At 74.0% G+C, this 15,195-nt stretch carries 11 protein-coding genes; 5 read left to right on the plus strand and 6 right to left on the minus strand.

The genetic code is table 11. The annotated features are described in order from the left end of the window. Positions 1-76 precede the first annotated feature (76 nt). Positions 77-946, plus strand: a complete 870-nt coding sequence (locus OHB09_RS13950) for a helix-turn-helix domain-containing protein (RefSeq protein ID WP_006143956.1) — start codon at positions 77-79, stop codon at positions 944-946. A gap of 339 nt (positions 947-1,285) precedes the next feature. Further along, positions 1,286-1,495, plus strand: coding sequence for a DUF397 domain-containing protein (locus tag OHB09_RS13955; protein ID WP_006143957.1), 210 nt, complete (start codon positions 1,286-1,288; stop codon positions 1,493-1,495). Positions 1,496-1,652: 157 nt separating this feature from the next. Here the strand turns inward: OHB09_RS13955 and OHB09_RS13960 are convergent, their stop codons facing one another. The 3 genes from OHB09_RS13960 to OHB09_RS13970 form a co-directional block, all read right to left on the minus strand. Then, positions 1,653-2,813 carry an ADP-ribosylglycohydrolase family protein gene (locus tag OHB09_RS13960; protein ID WP_406308010.1) on the minus strand — a complete coding sequence of 387 codons (1,161 nt, stop codon included), beginning with the start codon at positions 2,811-2,813 and terminating at the stop codon, positions 1,653-1,655. 121 nt (positions 2,814-2,934) lie between these two features. Beyond that, positions 2,935-5,526, minus strand: coding sequence for a bifunctional FO biosynthesis protein CofGH (locus tag OHB09_RS13965; RefSeq protein ID WP_006143959.1), 2,592 nt, complete (start codon positions 5,524-5,526; stop codon positions 2,935-2,937). 89 nt (positions 5,527-5,615) lie between these two features. Beyond that, a complete protein-coding gene (locus OHB09_RS13970) occupies positions 5,616-6,122 on the minus strand; it encodes a DinB family protein (protein ID WP_093595350.1) in 507 nt (168 codons plus the stop codon). Between the two features lie 239 nt (positions 6,123-6,361). Between OHB09_RS13970 and OHB09_RS13975 the strand changes: the two genes are divergently transcribed. Both OHB09_RS13975 and OHB09_RS13980 read left to right on the plus strand, forming a co-directional pair. Then, on the plus strand, positions 6,362-9,313 hold the full coding sequence (locus OHB09_RS13975) for an AfsR/SARP family transcriptional regulator (RefSeq protein WP_093595353.1): 2,952 nt from the start codon (positions 6,362-6,364) through the stop codon (positions 9,311-9,313). Between the two features lie 272 nt (positions 9,314-9,585). Next, positions 9,586-9,765 carry a hypothetical protein gene (locus OHB09_RS13980; protein ID WP_006143963.1) on the plus strand — a complete coding sequence of 60 codons (180 nt, stop codon included), beginning with the start codon at positions 9,586-9,588 and terminating at the stop codon, positions 9,763-9,765. 183 nt (positions 9,766-9,948) lie between these two features. Here OHB09_RS13980 and OHB09_RS13985 read toward each other — a convergent pair whose 3' ends face one another. The 3 genes from OHB09_RS13985 to OHB09_RS13995 form a co-directional block, all read right to left on the minus strand. Further along, the gene (locus tag OHB09_RS13985) at positions 9,949-10,554 is read right to left on the minus strand and encodes a hypothetical protein (protein ID WP_328922054.1); all 606 of its coding nucleotides are present in this window, start codon (positions 10,552-10,554) and stop codon (positions 9,949-9,951) included. Positions 10,555-10,641: 87 nt separating this feature from the next. Further along, a complete protein-coding gene (locus tag OHB09_RS13990; protein ID WP_006143965.1) occupies positions 10,642-12,996 on the minus strand; it encodes an outer membrane protein assembly factor BamB family protein in 2,355 nt (784 codons plus the stop codon). A 264-nt stretch (positions 12,997-13,260) separates the two neighbouring features. After that, positions 13,261-14,301: a VOC family protein gene (locus tag OHB09_RS13995; protein WP_328922055.1), complete on the minus strand. Its 1,041-nt coding sequence runs from the start codon at positions 14,299-14,301 to the stop codon at positions 13,261-13,263. 184 nt (positions 14,302-14,485) lie between these two features. Between OHB09_RS13995 and OHB09_RS14000 the strand changes: the two genes are divergently transcribed. Next, positions 14,486-15,121: a TetR family transcriptional regulator gene (locus OHB09_RS14000; RefSeq protein WP_167792920.1), complete on the plus strand. Its 636-nt coding sequence runs from the start codon at positions 14,486-14,488 to the stop codon at positions 15,119-15,121. The last annotated feature ends 74 nt before the right edge of the window (positions 15,122-15,195 follow it).

Genomic DNA, 15,195 nt, shown 5'->3' on the forward strand with positions numbered 1-15,195 from the left:
GGAGCACCTTGGTGGCAATCTGCTCAACAGCAGATACGCATAGTCAGCCTTGCAGGCAGCCGGAGGTGCACGTCCCGTGGCGTCCAATGTCAATCCCACCGTCCGGCGGCGCCGGCTGGGCCAGGAGCTGCGCCGGCTCCGCGAGTTGAAGGGCATGACGGCCGAGGAGGTGGCCGAGCGGCTCCTGGTCTCGCAGTCGAAGATCAGCCGTCTGGAGAACGGACGGCGCAGCATCAGCCAGCGCGACGTGCGGGACCTGTGCGGGGTGTACGAGGTGGAGGACGTCCGTATCGTCGACTCGCTGATGCAGATGGCCAAGGACTCCCGCCAGCAGGGCTGGTGGCACTCCTTCGGCGACATCCCGTACAGCGTCTACATCGGTCTGGAGACGGACGCGGCCTCGCTGCGCATCTACGATCCCCAGGTCGTCCCCGGGCTGTTGCAGACCCGCCCGTACGCCGAGGCGCTGATCGCGGGCGCGTTGCCCGAGACCGCCTCGGCGGACATCGACAAACGGGTGCAGGTGCGGATGCGCAGGCAGGAACGAATCTCCGCGCCGGAGAACCCGCTTCGCCTGTGGACCGTGCTGGACGAGGCCGCGCTGCGCCGGGTGGTCGGCAGCCGGCTGGTGATGCGGGAGCAGTTGGAGCACCTGGTCGAGCAGTCCCAACTGCCGCACGTCACCGTGCAGGTGATCCCCTTCGAGATGGGCGCGCACCCCGGCCTCAACGGGCAGTACGCGATCCTGGAGTTCCCGGACACGGCCGATTCCAGCGTCGTCTACATCGAGGGCGTCACCAGCGACCTGTATCTGGAGAAGGCCGCGGACGTGCAGAAGTACAGCGTCATGTACGAGCACTTGAGGGCGCAGGCGCTGAACGTGGAGCAGTCCCGCGAGGTCATCTCGCGCATCGCCAAGGAGTACGCACGGGAGTACTCGGGCTGAGCCCCGCCCCGCCGATCGACCGGGCGAGCCGGTCGGTCGGCCGGGCGAATCGGCGGCCGGGCGAATCGGCGGCCGGGCGAATCGGTCGGCCGGGCGAATCGGTCGGTCGGCGCGAGGAAAGGCCGCACGGTACACCCCGGGCGGTATCGACGGAAGTCCCTCTGGAATATGCCATCCGGTCGAGTGAACGGCCGCACCGCCCGCCGAGCGTGACGAGTAGCGTCGATCACGCCAATGGAGCAGCAATGTTGGCGTGAACCGTGCCGTGGGCCCGCGAGGCGGCCCCGCGGTACGGGAACAGCCCATCACGACCGGCCGAACAGCAGTAGCGGAGCGAACATGGCAATTCAGCAGGGCGCCACCGAGACCTGGACCAAGTCCTCGTACTCCACGGGAAACGGTGCGTGCGTCGAGGTCAAGTCCCCGGTTCCGGCGGCGATGGCCGTACGGGACTCCAAGGTCCCCCAGGGTCCCGCCCTGGCCTTCCCGGCGGGCGTGTGGAACGCCTTCGTGGCGGAGGTGGGCCGGCGCGCCACGGACCTCGGCTGAGCGCACCTCACCGACGTCGCTTCACCCTTTTCAGGTTCCACCGCTGACGCCCTCTCGACTGGCCGCCGTCCCAGCCGAGGGGGCTTCATGCTGCCCGGCCGCCCCGTGCCGGCGGCCCTGTCCCGGCCTCGCCCCGGGGGCTCGCCCCGCACGGCGGTCACGCCCGGGGGTAGCGGGCCAGCCATCCCGGTGTCGCGGCCGTCGGGGTGTGCAGGGAGGCGCCCTGGGTCATCTCCATCGCGAAGTCGTCGGCCAGCACGAGCATCGTCGCCCGTCCCTCCAGTTCCGCCAGCCACGCCGGCGGCAGCGCCGTCTCCCCGTACAGCGCCCCCAGCATCCCGCCCACCAGCGCCCCGGCCGCCCCCGAGGGGCCCCCGTGGCTCACCGCGAGCCGCAGGCCGTGCCGCACGTCCTCCCCCACCAGCGCGCAGTACACCGCCGCCGAGAGCACCCGCTCCGCCGAGCCGCCGTCCACCAGCTCCGCCACCCGCGCCGCCGAGGGCAGCCCCTGCCGCACCGCTCCCAGCGCCCGCTGCAGTGCCTCGGCGACCGGTTCCTGCCCCGGCCGCGGCGACAGCAGGTGCAGCGCCCGCTGCACCCCGTCGTCCACGTCCCCGCCACGTGCCAGCGCGTGCACGACGACGGCGTACGCGCCGGCCGCGAGGTACGCCGTGGGGTGCCCGTGGGTCTGGGTGGCGCACTCCAGGGCGAGTTGCATCACGAGGTGCGGCTCCCAGCCCACCAGCAGTCCGAACGGCGCCGACCTGACCACCGCCTCGGGGCCCACGGCGGCGGGGTTCTTGGGTGCGGCCGGGGTGCCCATCACGGCGTCGCCGAGGCCGAGCAGACAGGCGCGGGTCGGGGCGCGGCGCGCGTACAGCCACTCCTCGCGCGCCAGCCAGCCGTCCTCCGTGCGCCGCTCGTCCGGGCCCCAGTCGTGCTGGGTGGCCGCCCAGCGGCGATAGGCGCGATGCAGGTCGGTCGGCGGGTGCCAGGCGCCGGTGTCCCTGCGGACCTGGGCCCGGATCAGGCCGTCCAGGGTGAACAGGGTGAGCTGGGTGAGGTGCGAGACGGTGCCGCGGCGGCCGTGGTGGACGAGGAGGTCGGCGGGACCCCGCTCGCCGCGCTCCTCGCGGACGCGGTCCGCGGACAGGCCGTCGAGCGGGGTGCCCAGCGCGTCGCCGATCGCCGCGCCCAGCAGCGTTCCGCGCACCCGGCTGCGGAAGTCCTGCTGTTCGGTACGGCCCCAGACGGCACCGGCTGTCGCACCCACCCAGGCCTCCTCACGGCCGCCGTCCGCGCGTGTCCGCATGTCCATGTCCGCATGTTCCGTATGTTCGGCGTGCGGCACTGTAATCGAACGGAGACGCTGCGCTGCGAACCACGGGCCCACATGCGCCACACCCCCACATCCGCGGGGGCGCGGCGCGTCCCGGCCCCTACTGCTCCAGTACCGGCAGCAGTTCCGGCAGGTGGCCGTCCGAGGCGGTGGCCGCGTGCCGGCGCTCCTCGGGGACCTCTCCGTACAGGGTGGTGCGGGGCCTGGCGGGGCGGCCCGCGGCCTCGGCGACGGCGACCAGGTCGCGTACGGACTTGTAGGAGCCGTAGGAGGAGCCCGCCATGCGGGAGATGGTCTCCTCCATCAGGGTGCCGCCGAGGTCGTTGGCGCCGGAGCGGAGCATCTCGGCGGCGCCCTCGGTGCCCAGCTTGACCCAGCTCGTCTGGATGTTCGGGATGTGCGGGTGCAGCAGGAGGCGGGCCATCGCGGTCACCGCCCGGTTGTCGCGGACGGTGGGGCCGGGGCGGGCGATCCCGGCCAGGTAGACGGGGGCGTTGGTGTGGATGAAGGGCAGTGTGACGAACTCCGTGAAGCCGCCGGTGCGTTGCTGGATGCCGGCCAGGGTGCGCAGGTGGCCGAGCCAGTGCCGGGGCTGGTCGACGTGGCCGTACATCATCGTCGAGCTGGACCTGATGCCGAGGGAGTGCGCGGTCTCGATCACCTCGATCCAGGTGGCCGCGGGCAGCTTGCCCTTGGTGAGGATCCAGCGGACCTCGTCGTCGAGGATCTCGGCGGCCGTGCCGGGAACGGAGTCCAGGCCCGCCTCCTTCGCGGCGATGAGCCATTCGCGGATCGAGAGCCCGGTGCGGCTCGCGCCGTTGACGACCTCCATCGGGGAGAAGGCGTGCACGTGCATGCCGGGGACGCGCTCCTTGACGGCCCGCGCGATGTCGAAATAGGCGGTGCCGGGCAGGTCGGGGTGGATGCCGCCCTGCATGCAGACCTCCACCGCGCCCACGTCCCAGGCCTGCTGGGCGCGGTCGGCGACCTGGTCGAGGGAGAGGGTGTAGGCGTCGGCGTCGGTGCGGCGCTGGGCGAAGGCGCAGAACCGGCAGCCGGTGTAGCAGACGTTGGTGAAGTTGATGTTGCGGGTGACGATGTAGGTGACGTCGTCACCGACGGCCGCGCGGCGCACGTCGTCCGCGATGCGGGTGAGGGCGTCGAGGGCCGGGCCGTCCGCGTGGAGCAGGGCGAGGGCCTCCTCGTCGCTCAGCCGGGTCGGGTCGTCGGCGGCCGTGGCGAGGGCGGCCCGCACGTCGGTGTCGAGGCGTTCGGGGGCCATGCCGGGGGCGGCGGCCTCGCGCAGGGCGCCCCAGTCGCCGTACACCTCGTCGAAGTCCTCGCGGCGGTCGGCGGTGCGGCCCTCGGTGTCGATGGTGCGGTGCAGTTCGGTGCGGCCGGTGGCGGTGAAGGCCTCCTCGGGCTCCTGCCAGGGCAGTCCGCGCGGCAGGGCGCCCTCGCGGGCGAGCCCGGTCTCCGGGTCGGCGAGGGCGGCCACGTGCGGGCGCAGCCGGGGGTCGAGCCAGGGTTCGCCCCGGCGCACGAACTCCGGGTAGACGCAGAGGCGTTCCCGCAGGGTGAATCCGGCGCCGGCGGAGCGCTCGCGCAGCAGGTCGATGCGGGGCCAGGGGCGTTCGGGGTTGACGTGGTCGACGGTGAGCGGGGAGACGCCGCCCCAGTCGTCGATGCCGGCCGCGATGAGCCGCTCGTACTCCTCGTCGACGAGGTTGGGCGGGGCCTGGAGGCAGGCGGAGGGGCCCATGATGTGCCGGGCGACGGCGACCGTGGCGACGAGTTCGTCCAGCTCCGCGTCCGGCATGCCGCGCATCGCGGTGTCGGGCTTGGCGCGGAAGTTCTGGATGATCAGTTCCTGGACGCCGTGGTAGGCGCGGGAGACGCGGCGCAGCGCGAACAGCGACTCGGCGCGCTCCTCGTGGGTCTCCCCGATGCCGATGAGCAGTCCGGAGGTGAAGGGCACGGAGGAGCGTCCGGCGTCCTCCAGGACCCGCAGCCGGACGGCGGGCTCCTTGTCGGGGGAGCCGTGGTGGGGGCCGCCGGGTTCGGACCACAGGCGGGTGGCGGTGGTCTCCAGCATCATGCCCATCGAGGGCGCGACCGGCTTGAGCCGCTGGAAGTCGGTCCAGCTCAGGACGCCCGGATTGAGGTGCGGGAGGAGCCCGGTCTCCTCCAGGATGCGCACGGAGATGGCGCGGACGTAGGCGATCGTGTCGTCGTAGCCGTGCGCGTCGAGCCATTCGCGGGCCTCGGGCCAGCGGTCCTCGGGCTTGTCGCCGAGGGTGATCAGGGCTTCCTTGCAGCCGGCGGCGGCACCCTTGCGGGCGATGTCGAGGACCTCGTCCGGCGACATGAACATCCCGTGCCCGGCCCGGCGGAGCTTGCCGGGCACGGTGACGAAGGTGCAGTAGTGGCACTTGTCCCGGCAGAGCCGGGTGAGCGGGATGAAGACGCTCTTGGAGTAGGTGATGACACCGGGCCGGCCGGCGGCCTCGAGCCCCGCGTCGCGCACGCGGCCGGCGGAGGCGACGAGGTCGTCGAGCGCGGCGCCGCGCGCCCGCAGCAGCACGGCGGCCTCGGCGACGTCGAGGGCGACGCCGTCCCGGGCGCGTTTGAGGGCGCGACGCATGGAGTTCTCGGTGGGGTGTCCGGTTCCGGAGGTCGCGGAAGTCGTCATCCTTCGAGCATACGGAGCCGGTGATCAGCGGCTTCGCTCCCGCCCGGCCCGGCGGCCGGGTCCGGCCGGCGCGGGCGCGGCGGGGCGGTTCAGTCGCCGGTGGTGCCGTCCAGGAGCTCCCGCAGGATGTCCAGGTGGCCGTTGTGGCGGGCCGTCTCCTCGGTGAGGTGGAGCAGGATCCAGCGCAGGTCGACGTGGCGGCCGTCGCGGACGGGGCGCTTCGCCCGGTTGCCGAGGGCGTTGCGGGCCACCAGCTCGCGGTACCGGGCGCACTGTGCCGCGTACTCCTCGAGCAGCTGCGGCAGGGGGAAGTCGACGGCGATGCGCATCTCGCGGTCGGGGTCCTCGTCGGTCCACGGGCCCTCGTCCTCCTCGCCGAGGAAGACCACCTGGAACCAGTAGTACTCGACCCAGCGGAGATGGTTGATCACCCCGCTCATCGTCATGAGGGGGGAGCCGGGCAGGGGCGCCTCGCGCGCGTGCTCGGCGGAGACCCCCTCGCACTTGAAGCGGGCGGTGTCCCGCGCGTAGTCGAGGAATCTGGTGAGCTGGGTGCGCTCGTCCCAGGCGGAGGGCGTGTCGTCGATTCGGGTCATCGCGCGAGCATCCTGGAACGCCGCCCCGGTGTCGACCCAATTTGCCCGGCGCGCGGGGCCGGGAACCCGCCGCCGGACCCGCCGCCGGGGGCGTGAAGGTGTGGCGAGGGCGTGCGGGTTGTGTGGTGTGCCGCGTGGCGCCCTGTGATCGCGGTCTCCCACGGCTGACGCATTCGCCAAGGACAAGGCAGACTTGCCCCGTTGACGTGATGTCGGTGCGCAGGGGGGCGGAGGCGGCGATGGACGGTGGACCGCGGGTGCCGGAGCAGGGGCGGGCCCGGGAGACGGCGGCACTGCGCTTCGGTGTGCTCGGCCCGGTGCGGGCCTGGCGCGGTGACGAACCGCTGCCCACCGGCTCGCCCCAGCAGCGCGCCCAGCTCGCCGCGCTGCTGCTGCGCGAGGGCCGCACGGCGACCGCCTCCGAACTGATCGACGCCCTGTGGGGCGAGGAACCGCCCTCCCGCGCCCTGGCCACCGTCCGCACCTACGCCTCCCGGCTGCGCAAGGCCCTCGGCGCCGAGGTGCTGCACAGCGAGTCCGGCGGTTACGCGCTGCGGCTGTCCGAGGGCGACGAGCTGGACCTGCTGCGCGCCCAGGAACTCGTCGCCGACGCCGAGAAGGCGCGGAGTTCCGGGGACCTGGGGCGGGCCCGCGCGCTGCTCGACGAGGCGCTGGCGCTGTGGGACGGCGAGTCCCTCGCGCACGTGCCCGGCCCCTACGCCGAGACCCAGCGCACCCGGCTGGAGGAGTGGCGGCTGCAGCACCTGGAGTCCCGTCTCGACATGGACCTGGAGCAGGGCCGCCACGGCGAGGCCGTCTCCGAGCTCACCGCGCTGACCGCCACGCACCCGCTGCGCGAGCGGCTGCGCGAACTGCTCATGCTGGCGCTGTACCGCAGCGGCCGGCAGGCCGAGGCGCTCGCGGTCTACGCGGACACCCGCCGGCTGCTCACCGAGGAGCTCGGCGTCGAGCCGCGCCCCGGACTGCGCGAGCTCCAGCAGCGCATCCTGCGCGCCGACCCCGCCCTCGCCGAACCCCCCGCGGCCGAGCCGGAACCGGCCGCCGCCCCCGTGCGCCCGGCCCAGCTCCCGGCGACCGTGCCCGACTTCACCGGCCGCTCGGCCTTCGTCACCGAACTGGGCGAGGTGCTCGCCTCGGCCGACGCGAGCGGCCGGGTGATGGCCGTCTCGGCGCTGGCCGGCATCGGCGGCGTCGGCAAGACCACCCTCGCCGTGCACGTGGCGCACCAGGCGCGGGGCGCGTTCCCGGACGGGCAGCTCTACGTCGACCTCCAGGGCGCCGGCCCCCGCGCCGCCGAGCCGGAGACCGTCCTCGGCTCCTTCCTGCGGGCGCTGGGCACCGCCGACTCCGCGATCCCCGACTCCCTCGACGAACGGGCGGCGCTGTACCGCTCGCTGCTCGACGGCCGCCGCGTCCTCGTCCTGCTCGACAACGCCCGCGACGCCGCCCAGATCCGCCCGCTGCTGCCCGGCACCGAGGGCTGCGCGGCGCTGATCACCTCGCGCATCCGCATGGTGGACCTGGCCGGGGCGCACCTGGTCGACCTGGACGTGATGTCGCCGGAGGAGGCCCTGGAGCTGTTCACCCGGATCATCGGCGTGGAGCGGGCGGCCGGGGAGCGGGAGGCCGCGCTCGACGTGGTCGCCGCCTGCGGCTTCCTGCCGCTGGCCATCCGCATCGCCGCCTCCCGGCTGGCCGCCCGCCGCACCTGGACGGTGTCGGTCCTCGCGGCCAAGCTCGCCGACGAGCGCCGCCGGCTGGACGAGTTGCGGGCCGGGGACCTCGCGGTCAAGGCCACCTTCGAACTCGGCTACGGCGCCCTGGAGCCCGCACAGGCCCGCGCCTTCCGGCTGCTCGGCCTCGCCGACGGCCCCGACATCTCGCTCGCGGCGGCGGCCGCCGTCCTGGACCTGCCGGTGGACGGGACGGAGGACCTGCTGGAGTCCCTCGTCGACATGTCCCTGCTGGAATCGGCGGCGCCCGGCCGCTACCGCTACCACGACCTCGTACGGCTCTACGCGCGTGCATGCGCCGAGCGGGACGAGCGCGAGCCGGGCGAGCGGGCGGCGGCGCTGTCCCGGCTGCTCGACTTCTACCTGGCCACGGTCGCGGGCGTGTACGCGATCGAGCGGCCGGGCGACCGGCTCATGGACCACCTGGAGCGGGCCTCGTACCCGGGGCTGTCCTTCTCCGACCGGCACGCCGCCCAGGACTGGCTGTACGCGGAGGCCGTCTGCCTGCTGGCCTGCGTACGGCAGTCCGCCCGCCCGGGCACACTGCGCCGGGCCGTGGACGTGCTGTGGGCGGCGGTGGACCTGGCCGAGTCGGGCGCCAACTCCCGCGAGTACAAGGCGGTCGCGGCGCTGCTGCGGGACGTGGCGCGGGAGATCCAGGACGCCCGCACCCAGGCCCGGGCGCTGACCGCGCTGGCCTTCGTGCACCACATCTCCGGCAGCCGTTTCGACGTGGCGGTGGAGGAGGCCCGGCGGGCCACCGAGCTGGCCGAGGCCGCCGGGGACCCGCTCACCGCCTGCTGGTCCTCGAACATCAGCGGCGTCGTCGCGCTCTACCAGAACCGCCACGACGAGGGCGAGGCGCACTTCACCCGCGCCATCGAGAACTTCCGGGCGCTGGGCGACCGGCCGGGCGAGGCGAGCGCGCTGTGCAACCTCTCCCGCATCCACCTGGCCACCGGCCGCACCGCCGGCGCGGTCACGCTGGCCCGCCGGGGCGCGGCGATGTACGACGACATGGGCCACGCCCTCAAGGGCGCCAACGGCCGCTACGCGCTGGGCCTCGCGCTGACCGCGAGCGGCAAGCTGACCGAGGCCACGGACTGCCTCCAGCAGGCGCTGCTGGTGTTCCGGGACAGCCGGCAGCGGCTGTGGGAGGGCATGACCCTGTTCCGGCTCGCCGAACTCGATCTGACCGCCCGGCGGCCCGCGCAGGCCGCCTCGAACGCGGAGATGGCGCTGACGCTGCTGCGGGGCATCGGCGGGGACTGGCGGCGCGGCAACGTGCTGACGGTGCTGGGGCGGGCGCTGCACGGCATAGGGCAGCATGGCCGGGCACAGGTGTGCTGGCGCGAGGCGCTCGACCTGTTCGAGGCGCTGGGGGCGCCGGAGGCGGACGAGGTGCGGGGCCTGCTGAAACCGGTGTCGGTCGCCTGAACCGGCGGGGTCGGGACGGTCGTCGAGCCGGGTCGGGAGAGCACTCGGGCCGGGGTGGGGGCCGTCGAAGGGGACGTTCATCGTTCGTTTATCGCCGTACGGCATCCTCGACTCGTCGAGCCGCCGCGTCGGGGGGCAGGCGGACCGGCGAAAGGCCGGGCACTCATGGTGAACCGGCCGGGCGGGGCCGTCCGGCAGCCCACGGGGGAGTTGCCGGGCGGACCCCGCCCCCACGCAAGGTTGTTCCGCAACATCCAGGGGAGGAACTCGGAATGAGCGACGAGAACACCACGGACAACGTCCACGCCACCGACGAGCCGGACGGCAACGTGCACGCGACGGGCGAGCCCGTCGCCGCGAAGAACGTCCACGCCACCAGCGAGCCGGCGAAGCTCGGCGACACGGGCGAGGCGTCGACGGACAACGTGCACGCCACGGACGAGCCCGTCTGACCCGACCGGACCTCTCCCGACGGGGGAGAACCGGCCGCGGCGCCGCTTGGGGGAGCGCGCCGCGGCCGGGCACGACCGGGTCCCGCAACGGGGGCGGGGCCCGCACGGGGATCGGCCCCGGCGTCTGGGGAGACGCCGGGGCCGACGTGTGTCCGCGGGGCGGTGCGCCCTGCGGACGGGCGTTCAGCGGGCCTGCGGAGCCCTCGGTTCGGGCGCGCACTCCTCGACCTCGGCGGCGAGGGAACGGTCGGTCGGTCTCACCTTCGCCGTCACCGCGCCGTCGGCCGGCACCTCGACCTTCGTGCGCACGGTGTCGAGTGTCCGGTCCCGGTCGGCCCTGAGGACGACGGTGACCGTGAACGTGGCCTTCCTGGCGTTGGGGTTGGTCACCAGGACCTTGGTGTACGGCCTGCTCCCGTTCGCGCAGTCGAGCAGTTCCACGGTGGCGTCGTCCAGGGACTTCGCCTTCCCGCCGCCGCCGCGGTTGTCGTCGTCATCGTCGTGGTAGCGGTCCCGGTAGCGGTATCCGCCCGAGCCGCCGCCGTACGAGCCGCTGCCGTAACTGTCGTCGTCGCCGCTGTCGTAGTCGTCCTTGGACACGCCGCCGGACGAGGACGACGAGGACGACGAGGAGCTGTCGTGGTCCTGGCTGGAGCTGCTGCAGCCGCCGCCGCTTCCGCCGCTGTGTCCGTGGCCGTGGCCGCCGTGCCGGCTGGAGAAGCCGGTCAGGGCGAGGACGACGAGTGTCGAGACAGCGGTGAGCCTGAGTGTGGTCCCCCGTATACGCATGCCGTCACTTTAGGGCCCTGCCCGGCAGCCCGTCAGGGGCGCCTGCGCCGAGGTGACTTCGGGCCGGACTTCGGGCCGGCGGGCACGTCACGTCGTGCGGGCCGTGCCCGTGCCCTTCTCCGCGTCCAGCGCGTACACGCAGCGGTCCTTGCTGCACGCGTACACCACGCCGTCGCGCACCACCGGGGAGCCGGTGATCTCGCCGCCCGTCGCCAGCTTCCAGCGCAGCCGGCCGTCGTCCGCCTTCAACGTGTAGAGCAGGTGGTCCGTGGAGCCGAAGTGGATGCGGCCCTCCGCGACCACCGGCGCGCCCACGAGGTCGCCGCCCGCCTGGAACCGCCACTTCGGGGTGCCGGTCACCGCGTCCAACGTGTAGAGGCCCTTGCCGCTGCCGACGTGGACATGGCCGTCGGCCACCAGCACCGGTTCGATCGAGGCGCGCGCCTCCGTGGCGATCCGCCAGCGGTCGCGGCCGTCGGTGGCGTCGAGGGCGTAGACCGTGCCGAGGTAGTCGGCGAGGTAGACGCCGCCGCCGGTGACCGCGGGGCCGGGGACGAACACGGGCGGGCACAGGAAGACCGCCGGCGCCTCGAAGTGCCAGCGCACATGGCCGCCGGCCACGTCGACGGCCATCACCCGCGTGCCGGCCGAGACGTACACGCAGCCGTCGGAGCCGTGCGCGAGGCGCACCGGCACTCCCCCGCAGGACGCGGCGTCGCCGACCGGGTACGACCAGCGTTCCTCGCCGGTGCGGGCCTCCAGGGCGCGCAGCCGGGCGTCCTTCCAGACGTACACGGTGCCCTCGTGCACGGCGGGGCCCGCCTCGGGGGCCTCGAAGTCGGTCTGGGCGCCGGTCACTTCCCACAGCTTCTGCCCGGTCGAGGCCTCCCATGCCTGGACGCCACCGCCACGGGTGCCGGTGACGACCGTGCCCCGGTCGGCCTGCAGGGAGTAGACCCAGGCATCGGTGTTGATCCGCCACAGGTCGCCGCCCTCGCGGGCGTCGAGCGCGACCAGGGTCGGCCCGTCGGAGGCGTGGATACGGCCGTCGGCGACCGCCATGGACCAGGCGACGTCGCGCGTCTTGAAGCGGCGGCGGCCGGTGGCGACGTCGAGCGCGTGCACCTCGAAGGAGGTGACGTAGACGAGGTCGCCCGCCACGGAGGGGGTGCCCCACACGTCGTTGGACATGCGGAAGCGCCAGGGCCGCCAGCCGGCGGGCGCGGCCTCCGGCGGGGCGGGCGGGGCGGCCGTCGGGGCCGGGTCGGCGCCGTTGACGCCGGGGCGCGGCCTGGACCAGCTCGCGGTCAGCGCCGACTCGGGCGGCAGCGGCTTTATGGCCGTGGCCCGCATGTCCGCGACGCGTGGCCCGGGACCGATGGGCACCGGGGCGCCGGCGAGCCGGACCGGACCGGTGTCGGGCGCGCCGCCCGGCCCCGGGGCGGTGGCCGGCACGGGCAGCGGGTCGTGGGAGGGCGGGGGCGGCACCACCGGGGCGACCGGTCCGCCGCGGGGGGCGGGCGGGGCCGGGGGCCGCACGGTGGTCCGTCCGCCGCGCCGGGTCTCTATCAGGCCGACGGCCGATTCCGGCAGCCAGGCCGATGCGGTGCCGCTGTCGTCGGAGCCGGCGCCGAAGAGGTGGGGGGCGAGCTGGGCCTGGAGGTCGGCCGGGTTGGGGCGGGCGGTGGGCTCCATCCGCATGCAGGACTCGATGAGGGGACGCAGCTCCTCCGGGAGCCCGGACAGGTCCGGGCCCTCGCGCAGCAGCATGAAGACCGTCTCGACCGGGTTGGCGCCGTGGAAGGGCGGGTGGCCGGTGGCGGCGAAGACCAGCATCGAGCCGAGCGAGAAGACGTCGCTCGCGCCGGTGACGCTGCGTGAGTCCTTGGCCTGCTCGGGCGACATGTACGCGGGGGTGCCGACGGCGACGTTCGTCATCGTCAAACGTGTGTTCGAAACACCGGAGGCGATGCCGAAGTCGATGACTCGCGGCCCGTCCTCGACCACCAGCACGTTCGAGGGCTTCAGGTCGCGGTGCACCAGCCCCGCGCCGTGGATCGACTGGAGCGCCTCGGCGACACCGGCGGCCAGCCAGCGCACGGCCTGGGCCGGCAGCGGCCCGCAGTCGTTCACTATCTCCTCGAGCGAGGGCGCCGGGACGTAGGCGGTGGCCAGCCAGGGCACCGCCGCGCGCGGGTCCGCGTCGACCACGGCGGCCGTGTAGAAGCCGGAGACCGCGCGGGCGGCCTCCACCTCACGCGTGAAGCGCACACGGAAGAGCTGGTCCTCGGCCAGCTCCGTGCGCACCGTCTTGATCGCCACGCGGCGCCCTGACGCCGAGCGCGCGAGATAGACCAGCCCCATGCCGCCCGCGCCCAGCCGTCCGAGTACCTCGAACGGACCGATACGCCGCGGATCGTGCTGCGTCAGCTGATCCACCACTTGCCTGCCACCTCCCCGTACGGCCCGCGTCACCCTCGTCCAGTACGCGACCCCGTGCAGCGTCTCACCACCGCACCGCCATGGCGGCACGCACCCCGATTCTTCCTGTCCGGAGCCCCTGAGGCGAACCCACGGGCGGAACGGGGTGTTGTCGGACAAAAAGGCCGGGTGCCGCTTCGCCCGCGCCTCGAGTCAACGTCGGGGGCCGTTCCGCCGTTCCTGGACAGGGCTCCCGGCACTCCTTCGAAGGGCTCCCGGCGGCCGTCAGCGCTCCAGGAGGGCGAAGGACGCGCCCTGGTTGTCGGTGGCCACCGCCACCGTGCCGTACGAGGTCGTGAAGGGGTTCACCTGGGTGCGGCCGCCCAGGCGGTGCACGGTGGCGAGCGCCTTCGCCACGTCAGCGACCCCGAAGTGGACGAGGAAGTGCGGCGGCATCTCGGGCGGGAACACCTCGTCGACCGCCGCACGGCCGAAGTCCGGTGCGGCGCCGGGCCCGAACAGGGCGTCGTGGAAGAGGTGCGCGTAGAAGTCGTTCGCGGCGCCGGTGTCCCGGGTGTACAGCTCGGCCCAGGTGAAGGTGCCCGGCTCGTGCCGGCGCGCGAACCCGGCGTGCGTACCGGCCTGCCAGAGCCCGAAGACCGCCCCCTCGGGGTCGGCGGCGAGCGCCATGACGCCGAGCGGGCGGCCGGTTCCGGAACCGGGGCCGACGGGGCTCGGCCCGGTGATCACCTGCCCGCCGGAGCCGCGGATGCGGCCGAGGAGGGCGCCGAGGTCGGGGGCGGCGAAGTACACGGTCCAGACGGTCGGCATCCGCCCGTCGCCCTTGGGCGCGAGCGCGGCCACGGAGGCGCCCTTGCGGCTGGCCCACAGCACGCCCTCGCGGGCGGGCTCGAAACTCCAGCCGAAGAGTTCGCCGTAGAAGCGCCGGCCGGCCTCCACGTCGGAGAGCTGCACCTCGATCCAGCAGGGCACGCCCTCGGCGAACGCGGGGGCCTCGGTGGGGGGCGGGGTGGCGGTGGCGGGTGCGGGGCGGGCGGCCTCGGACGGGGCGGGCGCGGGCGGGGCGGCCTCGCGTGCGCCCGTGTCCGGCGCGGCCGGGGCGGGCGCGGCGGGCCCCGGCTCCTCCGCGCCCGGAGGGCCCGGCGTGCCCGGCTCACCCCGCGTGCCCGGCTCACCCGGCGTGCCGGGCGGGCGCGCGCCGGTTCCGGGGGCGTGCGGGCCGTGCGCGTCCTCGCCGGGTTCCCCCGTGCCCGGCGCACCGGCACCGGTGTCGTCCTCGGAGGTGGGGGGCGGGTTTTCGGCCATGCCGTCAACCTAACCGCGCGGGCCGCGCACCGCGCGCGGGGCTGCTCCGCACCCTCTCCGCACCCTCTTCCCGGACGCCCCGGAAGCGCCGGGGAAGGGGCCCACAGGAGCCGCACTCCCCATTTGCAGTCGGCCGAATAGCGCTCCCCTCCCCCCTCGGTAAGCTGACGACATGACAGGACAAGTGCGTACCGTCGACGGCCGCGTGGCCGGTCGGCGCGGGCAGGCGACGCGGCAGAAACTGCTCGACTGCCTCGGTGAGATGCTCAGTTCCTCGCCCTACCGGGACGTCAAGGTCATCGACGTCGCGCGGAAGGCGGGCACGTCACCCGCGACCTTCTACCAGTACTTTCCGGACGTCGAGGGAGCCGTCCTGGAGATCGCCGAGCGCATGGCCGGCGAGAGCGCCGTGCTCGGCGAACTGGTGGAGGGGCGCTCCTGGACCGGCCGTTCCGGCTGGTCGACGGCCCAGGAGTTCGTCGATGGCTTCCTCGACTTCTGGCGCAAAAACGACGCCATCCTCCGCGTGGTCGAACTCGGTGCCGCGGAAGGGGATAAACGTTTCCACAAGATCAGAACGAAGACCCTCAACTCGCTGCACGGCTCGCTCTCGGAAGCGATCGCCGAACTCCAGTCCAAGGGCCGCGTCGACAAGGACGTCAGCCCGGCGGCGATGGCCGGCTCGATCGTGACGATGCTCGCCGCCGTCGCCTCGCACCAGAAGGGCCCCCAGTCCTGGGGCGTCAAGGCGGCCGAACTCAAGCCCAATCTGGCCCTGCTGGTGTACCTGGGCATCACCGGCAGGAAGCCGACGAAGTAGCCGGCGCGACCGTCCGGACGTCCGAGTCCTGTCAAGCGGACGCCCGGACGGCCGCCGGCCCGTGGTGACCCCGC

The sequence above is a fragment of the Streptomyces griseoaurantiacus genome (assembly GCF_036189845.1).
Taxonomy (GTDB): Bacteria; Actinomycetota; Actinomycetes; order Streptomycetales; family Streptomycetaceae; genus Streptomyces; species Streptomyces griseoaurantiacus.

What these genes read in the sequence shown, in the direction of transcription:
- OHB09_RS13965 (WP_006143959.1), bottom strand. Translation starts at nt 5,526, where the DNA reads ATGACGACTTCCGCGACCTCCGGAACCGGACACCCCACCGAGAACTCC.
- OHB09_RS13995 (WP_328922055.1), bottom strand. Translation starts at nt 14,301, where the DNA reads ATGGCCGAAAACCCGCCCCCCACCTCCGAGGACGACACCGGTGCCGGT.
- OHB09_RS13970 (WP_093595350.1), bottom strand. Translation starts at nt 6,122, where the DNA reads ATGACCCGAATCGACGACACGCCCTCCGCCTGGGACGAGCGCACCCAG.
- OHB09_RS13960 (WP_406308010.1), bottom strand. Translation starts at nt 2,813, where the DNA reads ATGGACATGCGGACACGCGCGGACGGCGGCCGTGAGGAGGCCTGGGTG.
- OHB09_RS13985 (WP_328922054.1), bottom strand. Translation starts at nt 10,554, where the DNA reads ATGCGTATACGGGGGACCACACTCAGGCTCACCGCTGTCTCGACACTC.
- OHB09_RS13980 (WP_006143963.1), top strand. Translation starts at nt 9,586, where the DNA reads ATGAGCGACGAGAACACCACGGACAACGTCCACGCCACCGACGAGCCG.
- OHB09_RS13975 (WP_093595353.1), top strand. Translation starts at nt 6,362, where the DNA reads ATGGACGGTGGACCGCGGGTGCCGGAGCAGGGGCGGGCCCGGGAGACG.
- OHB09_RS13955 (WP_006143957.1), top strand. Translation starts at nt 1,286, where the DNA reads ATGGCAATTCAGCAGGGCGCCACCGAGACCTGGACCAAGTCCTCGTAC.